General features: G+C 69.6%; 14 protein-coding genes and 1 pseudogene. 7 read left to right on the top strand and 8 right to left on the bottom strand.

Annotated elements, in window-relative coordinates:
* Positions 1-55 precede the first annotated feature (55 nt).
* Both ACWEFL_RS04630 and ACWEFL_RS04625 read left to right on the top strand, forming a co-directional pair.
* Positions 56-607 (top strand): flavoprotein, encoded by a 552-nt coding sequence (locus tag ACWEFL_RS04630; RefSeq protein WP_451707371.1) that lies wholly within the window; start codon positions 56-58, stop codon positions 605-607.
* Positions 608-771: 164 nt separating this feature from the next.
* On the top strand, positions 772-978 hold the full coding sequence (locus ACWEFL_RS04625) for a hypothetical protein (RefSeq protein WP_451707368.1): 207 nt from the start codon (positions 772-774) through the stop codon (positions 976-978).
* Between the two features lie 402 nt (positions 979-1,380).
* On the opposite strand, the gene ACWEFL_RS04620 is transcribed toward ACWEFL_RS04625, so the two are convergent.
* The 8 genes and pseudogenes from ACWEFL_RS04620 to ACWEFL_RS04585 all read right to left on the bottom strand — a co-directional run bounded on the left by ACWEFL_RS04620 (position 1,381) and on the right by ACWEFL_RS04585 (position 8,235).
* Complete coding sequence (locus ACWEFL_RS04620; RefSeq protein ID WP_451707366.1) at positions 1,381-1,620, bottom strand: hypothetical protein; 240 nt, start codon at positions 1,618-1,620, stop codon at positions 1,381-1,383.
* A 39-nt stretch (positions 1,621-1,659) separates the two neighbouring features.
* Positions 1,660-2,163, bottom strand: coding sequence for a hypothetical protein (locus ACWEFL_RS04615; protein ID WP_451707364.1), 504 nt, complete (start codon positions 2,161-2,163; stop codon positions 1,660-1,662).
* 31 nt (positions 2,164-2,194) lie between these two features.
* Positions 2,195-3,205: an ArsR/SmtB family transcription factor gene (locus ACWEFL_RS04610; protein WP_451707361.1), complete on the bottom strand. Its 1,011-nt coding sequence runs from the start codon at positions 3,203-3,205 to the stop codon at positions 2,195-2,197.
* 133 nt (positions 3,206-3,338) lie between these two features.
* A complete protein-coding gene (locus tag ACWEFL_RS04605; protein WP_451707358.1) occupies positions 3,339-4,097 on the bottom strand; it encodes an N-acetylmuramoyl-L-alanine amidase in 759 nt (252 codons plus the stop codon).
* Positions 4,098-4,197: 100 nt separating this feature from the next.
* Positions 4,198-4,563, bottom strand: coding sequence for a peptidoglycan-binding domain-containing protein (locus tag ACWEFL_RS04600; RefSeq protein WP_451707355.1), 366 nt, complete (start codon positions 4,561-4,563; stop codon positions 4,198-4,200).
* Between the two features lie 483 nt (positions 4,564-5,046).
* A pseudogene (locus ACWEFL_RS04595) lies at positions 5,047-6,116 on the bottom strand (IS630 family transposase).
* Between the two features lie 160 nt (positions 6,117-6,276).
* A complete protein-coding gene (locus ACWEFL_RS04590) occupies positions 6,277-6,774 on the bottom strand; it encodes a flavin reductase family protein (protein WP_451707353.1) in 498 nt (165 codons plus the stop codon).
* A 270-nt stretch (positions 6,775-7,044) separates the two neighbouring features.
* The gene (locus tag ACWEFL_RS04585; protein ID WP_451707350.1) at positions 7,045-8,235 is read right to left on the bottom strand and encodes an acyl-CoA dehydrogenase family protein; all 1,191 of its coding nucleotides are present in this window, start codon (positions 8,233-8,235) and stop codon (positions 7,045-7,047) included.
* 105 nt (positions 8,236-8,340) lie between these two features.
* Here ACWEFL_RS04585 and ACWEFL_RS04580 point away from each other — a divergent pair, with 105 nt between their 5' ends.
* The 5 genes from ACWEFL_RS04580 to ACWEFL_RS04560 form a co-directional block, all read left to right on the top strand.
* Positions 8,341-8,961 carry a TIM44-like domain-containing protein gene (locus ACWEFL_RS04580; protein WP_451707347.1) on the top strand — a complete coding sequence of 207 codons (621 nt, stop codon included), beginning with the start codon at positions 8,341-8,343 and terminating at the stop codon, positions 8,959-8,961.
* Between the two features lie 9 nt (positions 8,962-8,970).
* Positions 8,971-9,792 carry a PaaX family transcriptional regulator gene (locus tag ACWEFL_RS04575; RefSeq protein ID WP_451707346.1) on the top strand — a complete coding sequence of 274 codons (822 nt, stop codon included), beginning with the start codon at positions 8,971-8,973 and terminating at the stop codon, positions 9,790-9,792.
* A gap of 355 nt (positions 9,793-10,147) precedes the next feature.
* On the top strand, positions 10,148-12,193 hold the full coding sequence (locus tag ACWEFL_RS04570; RefSeq protein ID WP_451707344.1) for a hydantoinase/oxoprolinase family protein: 2,046 nt from the start codon (positions 10,148-10,150) through the stop codon (positions 12,191-12,193).
* On the top strand, positions 12,193-13,875 hold the full coding sequence (locus ACWEFL_RS04565; protein WP_451707342.1) for a hydantoinase B/oxoprolinase family protein: 1,683 nt from the start codon (positions 12,193-12,195) through the stop codon (positions 13,873-13,875). The genes ACWEFL_RS04570 and ACWEFL_RS04565 overlap by 1 nt, the downstream gene beginning before the upstream one ends.
* A partial coding sequence (locus tag ACWEFL_RS04560; RefSeq protein WP_451707339.1) for a hydantoinase B/oxoprolinase family protein occupies positions 13,868-15,198 on the top strand: 1,331 nt, incomplete at its 3' end. The genes ACWEFL_RS04565 and ACWEFL_RS04560, both read left to right, overlap by 8 nt.

Genomic DNA, 15,198 nt, shown 5'->3' with positions numbered 1-15,198 from the left:
TGGCTGTGCTGCCGCGCCGCGGCGGGGCCGACCGGCGAACGGAAGGAGCCAGGCGATGCACGGTGGGGAGCCGGTTCTGTACGTGGTGGCGTGCGGCGGGTACCCCGCCGAAGACCTGCCGCGATTCGTCGACTGGGCACTGGACCAGGCATGGAGAGTCTGCGTCGTGACCACGCCCAAGGGGCGGGACTTCGTCGATTCCGACGCACTGCGCAAGCGGACCGGATTCCCGGTGCGGCACGACTACAAGCAGCCGGACGAACCGGACGTCCTCCCGCCCGCGGACGTCCTGGTGGTCGCGCCGGCGACCTTCAACACCGTGAACAAGATCTCGGCGGGGATCTCCGACACCCTCGCGCTCGGACTGGTGAACGAGGCCATCGGCCTGGGACGCCCGGTCGTTGTCGCGCCGTGGCCCAACAAAGCGCTGGCCACGCGCCGCCCGTTCCGCGAGAGCGTCGAACGACTGCGCAGCGAAGGTGTCCGATTCGTTCTCGACGACGGCAATCTGCCCGAGCCGGCGTCCGGACGTCCCGGCGCAGCAGCCTTTCCCTGGACAGAGGTACGGGCTGAAACCGCCCGCCTGCGCCGGACCTTCGGCGGCTGACCGCACCAGGACCGCGCCCGCTCGCCCTGGCCGCCTGGACACGCGAAACCGGAAGGCGAACCCGGCCGCACCGGGGAACGAATCCTGCCGCAGAAACCGCACAGGCAGTGGAACGTGGTCCACCTGACGTTGACCTGACACAAACGAAAGAAGGAGGCCGGTCCGTGATTTCGATTTCGATTGGCCTGCTCGCGTCAATCGCGGGACTCGCCCTCCTCTGTAATTTCAGAAACGTTGCCACCAGAATATTGGAGTTCTTCGGGGACTTCATGCCGATGGGAACAGCGACCGCTGGTACCTTTCGTGGCGTGGGAGGCATGGCGATTCTGGTCGGCGCATTCTGGATCGTGACTTCTGTCACCGAACTCTGATGCTGTCCATCGAATCGAATGCACCCGGCCCGACGCTCAAGGGTCTTCAGCACCATCGGCAGCAGCCCGAGCCGGTCGGTCGCAGCACCCTTGCCGTACAGGACAGGCCGACACCGAGGCTGCGGCACCCACCGCATCGAAGCGCGCACCGTGTTCCGCGGTTCCTGACGGCCTCTGACCACTGTCATGGGACGGCGTGGGAACGCCGTCGCCGCCTCGACCAGGCAGGCCGAGGCTCTGGCGCTGTTGCTGCGTGCCCGGCACCAGGGCGGCGGCCCGCCCTTGCGCGGCGTTGGCCACAGCCGTCGAAGACCGCTTCATCCCTTCCGTGCTCTCCCGCGGCGCCAACGTTCGTCCGCTGAGCCGCCCGTGGCACGGAGCGCGGTTTTGTAGGCGCTACCTTCATTCGTCAGGTGCGAGGAAGGTGTGCCAGATGGTGGAGTCGCGTCTACGGGTGATCGAGGGCCGGACGTTGCCCGAGGTCCCTGTTGCCTGGGATCCGTGGCAGTTCCAGGATCTGTGCGTGGAGGCTTTCGTGGCCTCCTGGCGGGCCCGGCGGTTCAGCCCGGTGACGGTCGAGAACGACATCGGCCTGCTGGAGCGGACGTTGAAGGACTTGGGACGGCCGACGTGGGATGTCACGCCCGAGGAGATTGACCGCGTGGTCGGCGGCCTGGCCGCTCAATGGGCTCCCTCGCCCGCGCGCTTGAGGACTTGTTCACCCAGCGAGACCTCGCCCTTGCCACCGACCACGCCGAACGACTCGCAGCCGGTCGCCGCCAACGCCGCATCGAGGCCACCCCGCTCCCGCTTCGACCCCAAGTACAGGCGTTTGCCGAGTCCCTGCTGCGAGCACGTGAGCGGGCCCGGAGGGCCGGCACGGTGCCTCGCGCCGACAGCACCATCGACGCGGCCCTGGCCATCGTCCGCGACCTCGCCCGCTTCCTGACCAGCACCCGCGAGAAGCAGGACCGGTCTCTGACCGATGTCCATGACATCGAGGCATTCCTGGCGGCCATGCCCAAAACCCGCCGGCGCCGGCTGACCGTGCTGCGGCAGTACTTCCGCTTCGCTCGATCCCGCAAGGTCGTACTCGTCGACCCCACCCGTCGAGTCGAGGCCCGAAGTCCAGGTCGACGGTTCTGGCCTCGCGTTCTGACCCAGGCCGATCTCCCTCGCGCTCACGGCCGGGCGTGGGCCGTACGGGTGATGGCCCCTAGCTCTCCTGCAACGTGTCCCGGCGGTCCTGATCGGGCAGCCGCAGGAGTGAGGCTCCGAGTGGGGTGAGGGTGTGCAGGACGGTGTTCGCATGGCGGTGGCTGGTGATGAGTCCCGCGTCGCGCAGCACTGTGGTGTGGTGGCTGGCGTTGGGGGCGGACACCGAGACCGCTCGGGCGATCTCCGAGTTGGTGGCTCCGTACCTCACCGCGAGCAGTACCGCGGCGCGGGTACGTCCGAGCAGTGCCGACAGCGGTGCCTCGCACGGGCTGGGCCGGTACGCGCGGTCGGCCTGGGCCAACGGGTAGAGCAGGACGGGCGGCAGGTCGGGGTCGGCGAGGGGGACCGGCTTCTGCCAGCAGAAGTACGAGGGGATCAGGAGCAGACCGCGACCGCCCAGACGCAGGTCACGATCCATGCCGCCCACAAAGTCGACCTCAAGGACGGGCGCCTTCCAGCGCATGGACGGTCCCAGTCCCCCGAGCAGTCCCTCCGCTCCGCCGTGCAGCAGAGCGCGGCCCTGGCGCGCGCGTTCGGCGTCGATGCGGGCCTGCATGCGGTCGTGGTAGGGAGCGATGGCAGCGTCGTGATACCTGCGCAGCGCCGTGACCAGGTCCGCGCGGATGTCGTGGTCGGCCAGGCGGTGCATCTCGCTCGGCACTCTCCGCACCTGGGCCAGCAGACCGATCTCGTGGCGGACCCGGGCGGGCGGTGTGTCGAGGATGGCGTCGAGCCCGGTTCGCAGCCCCTGGTGCGCCTCGGCCGGCGTGAGGAAGTCGGGGAAGTAGGACGCGCGGGGGAACAGCGGAAACAGCAGGGTACGTACGGTGGCGCCCAGCTTCTGGGTCGCGATGGCGGCGCGGGCGTCGCGGTACCAGGCGGCATGGGCCCAGCGCCCTGCCCGGGTCTGTAATCGGTGCAGGCTGGCGGTGATCTCCCATAACGGGTCGGGGCGTTCGGCGAGTCTGGTCCGTGCGAGATCCTCCGCCGTGAAATGGATACGCAGCACGGTCCCCCCATGCGTCATTCCTGCCCGGTGGGGTTGAGAATGCCCCACCGCCCCCATGAAGGCAAAGACGGGACCAAGCCATTCTCGGCCGTGCGCGACGGCGTCGTCGGGGCCGTGGTGTACGGCCGAGCCGTCATCCCGGTATCAGGGCGGCCACCTCCGCGCGTATGGCGGGCAGTTGGGACCGAACCGTTCCCGGGCAGTCAGTGGCCGCCCAATGGAGGTGACCGCCGATGACGGGCGCCGCGCGGGTGACTCCGCTCACCGGATTGCGGTAGCGCACCTTGCCCGTCGGGACGAGCGCGTGGCGCCCCGCGAGGTCGGTCAGGAGCCGGACGAGCGCGGTGCGCGCAGCGGTCGTCGGGGGCGTGGTCGTGAACGTGCCCAGCAGGGCGATCCCGAGGTTCCCGCTGTTGCATCCCTGGACGTGCGCGCCGGTGACCATCCGCCCTGTCGCGTCGTGGGCGGCCGTGCCGTCGGTACCGGACCAACGCCCTTCGTACACCCGGCCGTTCCTGTCGATCAGGAAGTTGTACCCGATGTCGCCGTAGCCCTTGCCCACGGTGTCGTTGCGGTAGATCGCCCGCACCACCGCGGCCGGATCCGGATCGGTGCTGCCGTCGGCGGTGTGGTGCACGGTGAGCGTCTGGACCGGGTAGTACTCCGGCGGCCAGATCTCCGTACCGCCGGCGGTGTACCGCAGGGTCTCGTCCGCGCCCCAGTCCGTGCGCGACAGCAAGGTGTACGCGGCGGAGGCGGCGGCAGCCGCAGGCAGCCGGGGTACGACGCTCAACGCTCCGGCGGCTCCGAGGGCGCCCAGGAACACGCGGCGCGGCACCAAGGGCACCGGGTGGGCCGGGCGTCGGGAACCTGCGGAGTTCGGGTCCGTCATCGCGGGATTCCTCCTGTGGGGGTGTCCGGGCCGGTCGAAGCTGTCCGCTCCCTCGAACGGAAGCGGACAGCTGGTGGAACGGAGGAGCGCCGCAAGGGGCCTACAGCGCGCAGGCGGGCTTGGGGTTGTAGAGACGGAACCATGTGCTGGGACCCACGATGCCGTCGGCGCCGCCCACGGTGCCGTTACAGGTCTGCACGTAGAAGATGCCGGCCGCGGTCTTCTGGCCGTAGTCCCCGTCCTCCTCGATCCAGGTGGGGTAGTTGCTGTAGTGGTTGATGAGGCACTGCACCTGGCGGACGTTGTTGCCTTTGTCGCCGGGGCGGACCGTGGGCCTGGCGCTGTCGGCGATGTAGTTGCAGTGGGGCTCGGCGGCGGTGGCGCCGGCGGAGGGCGCGCCCGCGAGGACTCCTCCGGCGGCGAGTACGAGGGCGCCGAGCAGGAGGGCTGAGCGGTGGGTGCGCATGTCGTCTCTCCCGATGTGAGCGTCTCCTGTGATGGGAGAAAGAGTGCGCGGTGGGACGACGACCGGTCCACGAGATTCGAACAGGCCGAAAGAACGCAGGTCAGGGCAGACGACCCGGACGGCCACGTCAGCCGTCCTCCTGTTCCTCAGGCCCCCTTCGTCTTGCATGGATTCTCTCCCCGCATACCGGCATTCGGGATCTCGTTCGCAGACGATTAGGGTCTTCCAGTTGCGCCGGTCCCGCTGCCGCCATCGCGAGAGCAGCGTTCACAAGCTCCACGCGGACAAGCCGAATGACATCCCCGACCTCCGGAAATGGGTCCGCGGGAAACGAATCGGCGTCCGCAGCGCCCGTACAGAAGCCTTCAGACCCAGGCGCTTACCTCACAGCTTGGGGACGACGGGGGAGGGAAGCCGGGCCGCCCACTCAGCGAGTGCCCCGATGGCGTGGTGCTGGAGATCTCCTGTACTGACTTCGGCTCGTTAGGGTGACGTCGGGTCGTCAAGGGTGAGGCCGGTGCCGGCTATGAAGCCGTTGAGGGTTTCGGGCCGGTACTGGAGGCGTTTGAGTCGGTTGCGGACGAGGGTTTCGAGCCGGTCGAGGGCGACGACGGCGAGGCTGCGTTTGACGTGTGCTCACACGCCCTCGACGGGGTTGAGGTCGGGCGAGTAGGCGGGCAGGAGGAACACCGTCAGCCATTCGCGTTCGGCGATCAGCTCACGCATGGCGTGGGAGACGTGGGTGTTGAGCCGGTCCCGGACCAGCACGAGCGGGGCCTTGACGAGGTGGTGGGTGCCGTCGGTCAGTGCGATGAAGTCGCGCTCGGCCATGCTGCGGCGTGTGCCCCTGCCCGCGGGGTGGGTGCGCAGGCGGTGGCACAGGCGGGTGCGGGAGCCGGGCCGCATGGCGATCAGTCCGGCCACGGACAGGCGTCCCGGGCGGCGGTCGCTGACCGTCACGACCGGGGTGCGGCCACGTCGGCCCCAGGTGCGTCCCTGGGGCGGTCGGCGGGTGAAGCCTGCCTCGTCCTCGAAGCAGACGTAGCCCCCGCAGGCCGCCCGCGCTCTTCTACCTCCGCCCAGGTCGCCTCCTTCCACACGGTCACGGCCCGCTCGTCGCGCTCGGCCACCCGCCGGGCGGGGACCTGCGGGCTGAAGCCGAGCCGGTGCATCAACCGGGTGGCGCCCGAGACGCTGTAGGACACGTGGAACTTCCGGCCGATCAGCGTGGCCACCCTCGCCGCGGTCCACACCTGGTCCTCCACCCAGCCATGCGCGGCAGGCCCCTCATCGAGGTACGCGGCCAGCTTTTCCAGGCAGCGCGGGGACAGACGGCACCGTGATCCGCTCGGGCCGCGCGAGGCCAGAGCCCGCACGCCACCGTCCCGCCACAGCTCGTGCCACTGGTAGGCCGACTTCCGGCTCACCCGCAGACGCCGCGCCACTTCCGACGGCTTGATCCTCTGCTCGAACAACTCAGCCGCCTGCATCCGCACCCCCTCACGGCGCAGCCGAGCCGCAGCGGTCAGCCCGCCCCCATCCGCATACCTCACACACCACGGGATACAGACAACACTCCCGGCCCATCAGCGACTTCGAGAAAGATCAACCTAACGAGCCGAAGTCAGTAACTCGCCCGGCGCGTCGGCTGGAGCCGTCTGCCCCCGGAGGCGGTGACCGCCGACCGGACGGATTCGGCCGGCGGTCACCGTGTCACCGTGATGCTCCGTCGAATGCGACGTGGGTGCCGAAACCGCGGGCGTGGTAGGTCAACGGGGCTCTTGCGCCGACCTCGGCCCGTACGACCGTGCCGAGCACGATGACGTGATCGCCTCCGTCGACCAGTCCGGACACCGTGCAGGCGAGCCAGCCGCAGACCCCGTCGAGCCGGGGGAGACCGTCTTCCCGGTGCCAGGTGACCTCGGCGAACTTCGCCGCGCCTTTGCGGGCGAAGCTCGTCGCGAGCGCGGACTGCGCACTGGCGAGAACGTTCACGCCGAACCGCCCCCCGGCGCGTACCAGTGTCAGAAGGTCCGACCGCTGGTCGAGCGAGACGAGAATCATCGGCGGGGACAGCGACAGCGAGGTGAAAGCGCTCACGGTCGTGCCGTGCGGGCGATCCCCGTCCATCGCGGTCACGACCGACACCGGAGCCGGCACCGCGGCCATGACGTCGGTGAAGGCCGTGCGCAGATCATCGGATGTGGTCATCGGTGTCTCCTTGTCACGTCAGAAACGTCCTGGACAGAGCACCTAGGCCGCTTCTGATGGATCTTGCTGGGCTCGCGTGCCCTGGCACCGCACTCCCCCTGGGCCTGGCGGCCCGGGAGGTACCCCCACGCTGCGTTGTCGTCGGTCACCTATGGCCCCCTGGGCCTAGCGGCCCGGGAGGTACCCCCACCGCATGGACTCCCTCCTCCGCCTTGCGATGCACGGCACCAGACCCCGCTCTCTGATCCAGCCTGATCCATCAGAAACGACCTAGAGCACGAGCATCGGCCGCTCGTCACGGCCGAGCAGTGCCTTGCCGTGAGTCTCGTATCCGAGCTGCGAGGTCATCGCCGCGTGGCGGGAGGCGACACCGAGGTCACGCCAGATCCGCTGCAGCGTGTTCGACTCGGCGAAACTTCCCGAACCGTGTGCGCTGACCAGAACGTCGACCGCGCCGCGGAGCAGGTCGCAGATCCATCCGCACTCGGCACGGATGTGGGCGCGCCGCTCGTAGGGCAGCCGTTCACCGTTCGCCGCCGCGGTGTCGATCTCCTCAGCCGCCCGGTAGGCGTGCAGATGGGCGGACTCGATCCGCAGTGCCGCGTCCCCCAACTGGATCTGGAATCCGGGCGATTCGGCCTGCAGACGGCTGGTGTAGCTGATGCCGCGCCGTGGCGCCGCCTCACGGACCAGCTTCAGGGCCGCACGGGCGAGACCGAGCTGTGCACCCGCGATGACGAGGGTCTGCACCGGCCCGAGTGATGTCCGGTACAACACCTCGTTCCCGTGCTCGGTGGGGTGCTCGCCCTCGATCGCCCGCAGGGCCCGCAGCACCCGGTGCTCGGGGACGAAGACATCCGCGAGCACCAGGGTGCTGGACCCCGTCCCGCGCATGCCCGTCATGAACCAGGTGTCCTCGACGGTGCCCTCCGAGAGCGGGATCAGGCCGACCCCGAGGTCGGTCTGCTTGCCGTCGTCGTCCACCAGCGGGAACCCGACGTAGGCCCACTGGGTGTGGTAAATCCCGGAGACATAGCGCCACTTGCCGCTGATCCGCCAGCCGCCCTTCACCCGTACGACGTCCTTCACCGGCGCCATCGTGCCGCAGAGAAGGGCGGACGGTTCGGCCTCCCAGACCTCGCGCTGCGCGCGGTCGGGATACACGCCGCCCATCACACAGGCCCCGTTGATGTTCTGCGCCACCCATCCGGTGGAGCCGCACGCCTCGGCGAGTGTCGAGGACACCTCCAACTGGGTGCGGATCGTGGTCTCCTGGCCTCCGAACCGGCGGGGGACCCCGAGCGACAGCAGACCGGCGTCCTGGAGTGCCCGGACGTTCTCGTCGGGGAGCCGGCGCTCGGTGTCGGCTCGGGCGGCGTTCTGCGACAGCAGCGGCTGCAGCTCGACCGCGCGACGCACAAGTTCCTCTGGACTCACCGGGGCGGATTCGATGGCAGACATGCGCGGCACTCCTTCGCATTGTGGTGTTCTCGTGGCGATCGTCATCCGGGCGACCGTCCACCGTCAAGATTGACACCTCAGTAGACTGAACTGTAATCTAATGTGATGCGATCGAGTCAAGAGGTCTTCCCGTCCGACGAGGGTGTCGCCCGCATCCGGGGCACCGACCCCTCCTTCGATCCGGGCGACTTCGAGCGCCGCGCAGGGCAGGCGTTCTTCCTGCTGGGACGGGCGTGGCAGGATCGCGATCCGGAACTGGCGCGGCCGTTCATGAGCCCCGGCGCACACCGGGACTGGAGCGCCAAGGTCCAGATGTTCATCGACCGGCGTAGGCGCAGCGTCCTGGAGGGCATGCGCCTCGACTCGCTGGACCTGGCCGGTTTCAGCCGCGCCGACGGCTTCGACCGGGTGATGGTGCGGATCGGATTCACCTGTGCCGCCTACGAGGTGGACGAGGACACCGGCCGCATCCTCTCCGGCGACCGGACCCCCGGGCCGGTCACCGAGTTCTGGGAGTTCCGGCGGGCGGTGGGCGCCCGGACGCCGGACCGCCGCATCCTGGACGGGGAGTGCCCGAACTGTGCATCCGCGTTGCGGGTCGGCCGGCTCGGTGAGTGCCGCTCCTGCGGGGCGGCGGTGGCCGGTGGGCGGTACGACTGGGTGCTGTCCGGTCTCCGGTCCGAGGGGGCCACTCCGGCTGACGAGGGGCCGGTGGCCAGGCCGTAGGCTCTGTCCATGCAGCCACAGGACCTGTGCTTCACGATCTTCAGCACCTTCGTACGCGGTAAGGGCCAGCTCGCGTGGTCGGGCGGCCTGGTGCGCTTGCTGGGGGAGATGGGTGTCCCGCAGGACGGTGCCAGGGCGGCGCTGAACCGGCTGGCGCAGCGGGGCCTGATCGTGCGGACGAAGCGTGGCCGCGAGGTGTTCTACGGTCTGACGCCGGAGACTCAGGCGCTGATGGAGGCGGGTGACCAGCGGCTGCGCCGGTTCGGTGAAGCGGTGGGGGAGCTGGGGACCTGGACGGTGCTCTGGCATTCACTGCCCGACGAGCTGCGTTCCGAGCGGACGGCGCTGAGCCGCTGGCTGCGGTTGATGGGTTTCGGTTCGGTGCAGCACGCCACCTGGTTCGCCCCGCACGACCGCGGGGAGGCGGTCGTCGAAGTGCTCGGCAATCTCGGTGTCGCCCAGCATGCCTGCGTCCTCGTCGGGCAGCCGATGCCGCAGCTCGACCTCGACGTGGTGCTGCACGAGGCGTGGGACCTCGGCGACGTGCAGCAGCGTTACGGCCAGTTCCTGGAGGAGTTCGGCCCGTACCGTACGAAGACCGCGCAGCGGAAGCTCGACGACAGTGAGGCGTTCGTCGTGTGCACCCGTGCCACGCAGCAGTTCCGCGGGTTCCCGTACCTCGACCCGGAGCTTCCCGACCGGTTCATGCCGCGGCCGGCGCTGCGTCCGAAGGCGATCGCGCTCTTCCGCTCGCTGTACGAGGGGCTGCTGCCCCAGGCGACCCGCCACTTCACCGAGGTCGCCGGAGACAAGGAGGAGGCGGAGGGGTAGGGGCCCCGCCCCGTCCCTTATCGAGCCCGGGGACGTACGCCGGCGGCTGTGTCCGTCCGCCGGCGTACGTCCCCGGGCTGTGTCCGTTCCCCGGCGTACGTCCCCGGGCCGCACCTGTCCGCGCCCCCCGCCCTGCCGCTGATCGGCCAGGACCCTCGTCCCTCCGCTGACCGTCTCGCGTCCTCGCTCGATCGCGTCGGCGGCCGAACCGCGCCCGAACAATGCTTGACACCTCAGTTGACTCAGCCATAGCGTATTGATGTCACATCATGGCTCGCCCTGTCACGCGAGAACCCTGCGCAGCGACGGAGCACGTCTTTCGAAAGGGGTCGGCCCAGTGGGCTACACCATCGCAGTGGATGTCGGTGGAACCTTCACCGATGTCGTCGCCACCAACGGGTCCGACGGCGTGTGTACGGGGAAGGTCTCGTCCCGGCCGCATGACGAAGCGAGTGCGGTACTCGACGCGGTCGAAACCGTCGCCGGTCACTACCGCACATCCAGCACGGAACTCCTGGCGGAAACGGAGTTCTTCATCCTGGGCACGACGGTCGTGACGAACGCGATGCTGGAGTACAGCGGCGTCGCGACCGGCCTGATCACCACCAAGGGATTCCGGGACATCCTGGAGTTGCGCCGGGGCTACAAGGAAAACCTGTTCGACCTGCGGCTTCCGGCTCCCCAGCCGATCGTGCGCCGGCGGCACATCAAGGGCGTGACGGAACGGATCGACGACGCGGGCCGTGTCGTCTTGCCACTCGACGAAGCCGAGGTGCGCGAGGCGGCCAGGGAACTCAAGGCGGCGGGGATCGCGTCGATCGCGGTCTGCCTGCTCTTCTCCTTCGTGAACGACGCCCACGAAAGGCGGATCGCGGAGATCGTCCGCGAGGAGCATCCGGACTGCTTCGTGACGCTGTCCTGCGACGTCCTGCCGCAGATCCGCGAGTTCGAGCGGGTCAGCACCACGGTGGTCAACGCGTACACCAGCCCGCTGCTCGGGAAGTACCTCGGGCGTCTCGACGAGGGGTTGCGCGCTGCCGGGTTCACCGGCGAACTCGTCGTCGTGCAGTCGAACGGCGGTGTCATGGACGTCGGTTACTCGGCCGGGCACGGCGTCGACGCGGTGCTGTCCGGACCCGCCGGGGGAGTGGTCGCGGCGGTGGCACTCGGCGAGCGCTCCGGCTACCGCAACCTCATCACGGCGGACATGGGCGGTACGAGCTACGACGTCTGCCTGATCCACGACGGCAAGCCGGAGGTCGGCGTCGACAACTGGATCAGCCGCTACCGCGTGGCCGTGCCCCTCGTCGACATCCACACGATCGGGTCCGGCGGCGGGTCCGTCGCCCGGGTCGACGACGCGGGCGCGCTGCGCGTCGGCCCCGAGAGCGCGGGCGCCTCGCCGGGACCGGCCTGCTACGGCCGGGGCGGCACCCGTCCGACGGTGACGGACGCCAACCTGTTGCTCGGATTCATGGACCCGGACAGGTTCATGGGCGGCCGGATGGCACTCGACCGTGTCGCCGCGGAGGCCGCGTTCGCCGAACACGTCGCCGATCCCCTGGGCATCTCCGTGACCGAGGCGGCCGTGGGCGTCTTCCGTATCGCCAACAGCGACCTGTCCAACGCGCTGCGGTACGTCTCCGTCAAGCGCGGGCGCGATCCGCGCGACTACGCGCTGATGGCCTTCGGCGGGGCCGGCGCGGTACACGCCGGGGTCCAGGCCGTGGACCTGGGCATCAAGACGGTGCTGGTGCCGCGCAACGCCTCGGTGCTGAGCGCGTTCGGCGGCCTGGTCGCCGACTTCAAGGTCTCGCGTGTGCAGTCGTACGTACGCACCGTGGAGGCGGTGGACCCCGAGGAGCTGACCGGCGTGTTCGCGCAGGTCCAGGAGGACGCGGAGGCTTTGCTGCCACCGGCCGAAACGGTTCGCCTGGAGCGGTACCTGGACATCCGCTACGAGGGCCAGGTCCACGAGGTGATCGTGCCCCTGAACACCCGCACCCGGAAGATCTCGGCCGTGGCGCTGTCCAGGGCCGTCCAGGACTTCCACGATCTGCACGAGCAGCTCTACGCGCACAAGCGCCCGGCCGAACCCGTCCAGATCGTCTCCGTCCGGCTGGAACTCACGGGCCTTCGCGGCATGGACGCGGTGGTCACACCGCGCAAGTTCGGCGACGAGGACGCGTCCGCCGCCCGGGTCGGCAGCCGGCAGGCGTACTTCGAGCGGCTCGGCGGATTCGTGGACACACCGGTCTACGACGGCGAGCGCATCGAACCCGGCAATGTCGTCACCGGTCCCGCGGTGATCCACGAGCCAGGCACCACCATCGTGGTCGGTGCCGGACAGGAAGCGATGCTCGACCAGTACGAGACCTATGTGATCGAGGTCGTGAACTGATGGCCACCGCCCCGCCGAACGAACAGATCGAGCTGGAGATCCTACGCACCACCCTGGGAGCGTGCCCGGACGAGCTGGGTGCGGTGGTGGCCAACACCGCCCCGACCGCGCGGATCAGCCAGGACCGCGAGTTCGCGGTCGCGATCACCGATGCCAGGGGCGCGATCGTGGCGACGGACGACCCGCTGCAGGTCGCGTCGATGGCGCAGACGGTCGCGCATGTCGCCGCCCACTTCGAGTTCGACCTCGGTGAGGGCGATGTGATCCTCACCAACGACCCGTACGCGGGCGGCACGCGGCTGCATGACGTGACGCTGGTGGCGCCGCTGATGGCCGACGACGAACTCCTGCTGTTCCTCGCGGTGCGGGTGCGCGTGGGAGACGTCGGCGGTCAGGTCGGGGGAAGCCTCCATCCGGACGCGACGGAGATCCTCGCGGAGGGACATCCGTATCCGCCGGTCAAGATCCATCGCCGTGGCCGGCCGGTGCGCGACATGCTCTACGCCTTCCTGCTGAACGGCCGGCGCCCGCAGGAGACGCGGCGGACCCTGGACGCGGCACTGGCCGCGCTGGCACTGGGGGACCGGCGGCTGGGCGAGCTGGTCGGCCGGCACGGCGCGGACACCGTGCGCCGCGCGCTGGCATACACGCAGGAGCACAGCGAGCAGTTGGCGCGCACCGTGCTGCGCACCTGGGACCGGGGCACCTACCAGGGCGAGCAGGCACTGGAGTTCGAGGACCACACCGGAGACCCGGTGGTGATCCGGCTGACGGCGACCGTGGACGAGAACGGGCTGGACCTGGACTTCACCGGCAGCGACGACCAGCTCCCGCTCTTCGTCAACAGCAGCGCCGGCACGACCGCCTCACGGGCCCTCAGCGCGGTCCTCGCGATGCTGGGAGAGACGATCCCGGCCAACAGCGGCCTGCTGCGGGCGGTGCGGACCAGCACCCGCCCGGGCACCGTGGTGCATCCGGTCGAGCCCGCACCGGTGGGCTGGGGCTCAGTGCACTGCGGCAACGAGGTCACCGAGGTGGTCGCCACGACGCTGAGGCAGGCGGGCGGGCGCCCCGTACCCGCCCTGACGGTCCCGCGGCCCCTGCTGCTCAGCCGCCCGGAGAGCGACCGCAGCGATCAGCTCGACCTCGCGCGCTGGGCAGTCGGCGGCGCAGGCGCCATGTCCGGACGCGACGGGTGGGGGCCGCCGCAGCTGTCCACGCGCGCGCAACTGCACTCCGTCGAGCAGTGGGAGACCACTCAGGCGACGCGCGTCGAGCGCGTCGAGTTCGTCGAGGACAGCGCAGGCGCCGGTCAGTGGCGCGGAGCGCCGGGCGTGGAGACGATCCTCTCCCCGGCTCCCGACAGGCGGTACACCCTGTGGACCCGCACCGTCGGCAACCCGGTGCCCGGACTCGCGGGCGGTGCGCCGGGCCGGGCCGGCGAAGTGGCGTTCCACACCGGGGACGGCTGGCGGCCCGCGCCCTCCGGAGCCACCGACGCGGAGATCACCGGAGGCCGGCTGCGGATGCGTCTGGCGGGCGGTGGCGGCTACGGCGATCCCGCCCTCCGCGAGCGGGCGGCGGTCCTCGACGACCTCGCGGACGGGCTCATCTCCGAGGCCGCCGCGCGCGACATCTACGGCCTGCGGGTCGACGAGCCGAACGGCGGAAACCATGACTGATCCGATCACGGCGGAGATCGTCCGCAGCCATCTCGACACCACGGCGGAGCACCTCTACGAGACGATCTGCCGCACCTCGCCGAATCCGATGGTCAACGAGGCCAAGGACTGCGGGGGCGGGATCTACCGCTACGACGGCACCACCGCGAAAATGGTCGCGCGCGCGGGCATCATCGCGCACTCGTTCGCCCTCTCGACATCCTGCCAGGCCGCGGTGGACTTCTTCCGCGGTGATCTGCACCCCGGCGACGCGCTGATCGTCGGCGACCCCTACCACGGCGGCAGCCACTGCGGTTGCTGGTCGGTGGTCGTGCCGATCTTCTTCAACGGACGGCCCCGGCTGTTCACCGCGGCCCGGCTGCACGTGCTGGACCAGGGCTCACCGACACCGAACGTCAACTTCGACTGCCGCGACGTATGGGGCGAGGGACTTCGCCTGCCACCGCTCAAGCTCTACGAGAAGGGTGAGCGCCGGGGCGAGGTGTGGGACCTGATCACCGAGAACAACCGTGTCCCCTTCGTGGTCGACGGAGACATCGAGGCGATGATCGGCGCCTGCCGGATCGGCGAGCAGCACATCCGCGAACTCGTCGACCGTTACGGCCTGGACACGGTGGACGAGTCACTGGAGTGGATCCTCGGCCACTCCGAACGCAAGTTCCGCCGGCAGATCCACGAGTGGCCCGACGGCGTCTATCCGGCCGAGTTCCTCGTGGACACCGACAACGCTGGCCACGACGACCTCCGGATCCAGGTCGAGATCACCATCGACGACGACCGGATGGCCATCGACTTCGAGGGCAGCGACCCGCAGACCGACGGCCTGGTCAACAGCGCGAGACCGAACACGATCGCCTACATCGGCATCGTCCTCTCGGCTCTCTGCCCGGACATCCCGGTCAACGCCGGGTTCTTCGAGCCGCTCACCATCCGCCTTCCCGAGGGCACGATCGTGAACCCGGTCTCTCCGGCGGCGACCATGACAGGAACCGTCGTCTCCGGCTGTCAGATCGGTCAGGCGCTGATGAAGGCGTGCGAGCAGTTCGCCCCCGAACGGGCCGCGAACGTGTCGATCGACATCAGCGGCCCGATCGTCTACGGAACGGACGACCGGGAGCACCGGTTCCAGACGCATTCGGCGCGGAACCCGCGCTTCTTCATGTTCATGGACATGTCCATGGTCTCGATGTCCAACAGCGCGGTGCACGGGCATGACGGATGGGGCATGTGGGCGACGCCGTTCAGCGTGGCACGGCCGGTCAACGTCGAGGTCACCGAGGTCCAGCAGCCGACCCTCTACCAGCAGACCGAGTTCACCACCGA

Source organism: Streptomyces sp. NPDC004838 (genome assembly GCF_053600955.1).
The sequence above is the reverse complement of the archived record's forward strand: the minus strand, read 5'-3'. Positions and strand labels throughout refer to the sequence as shown.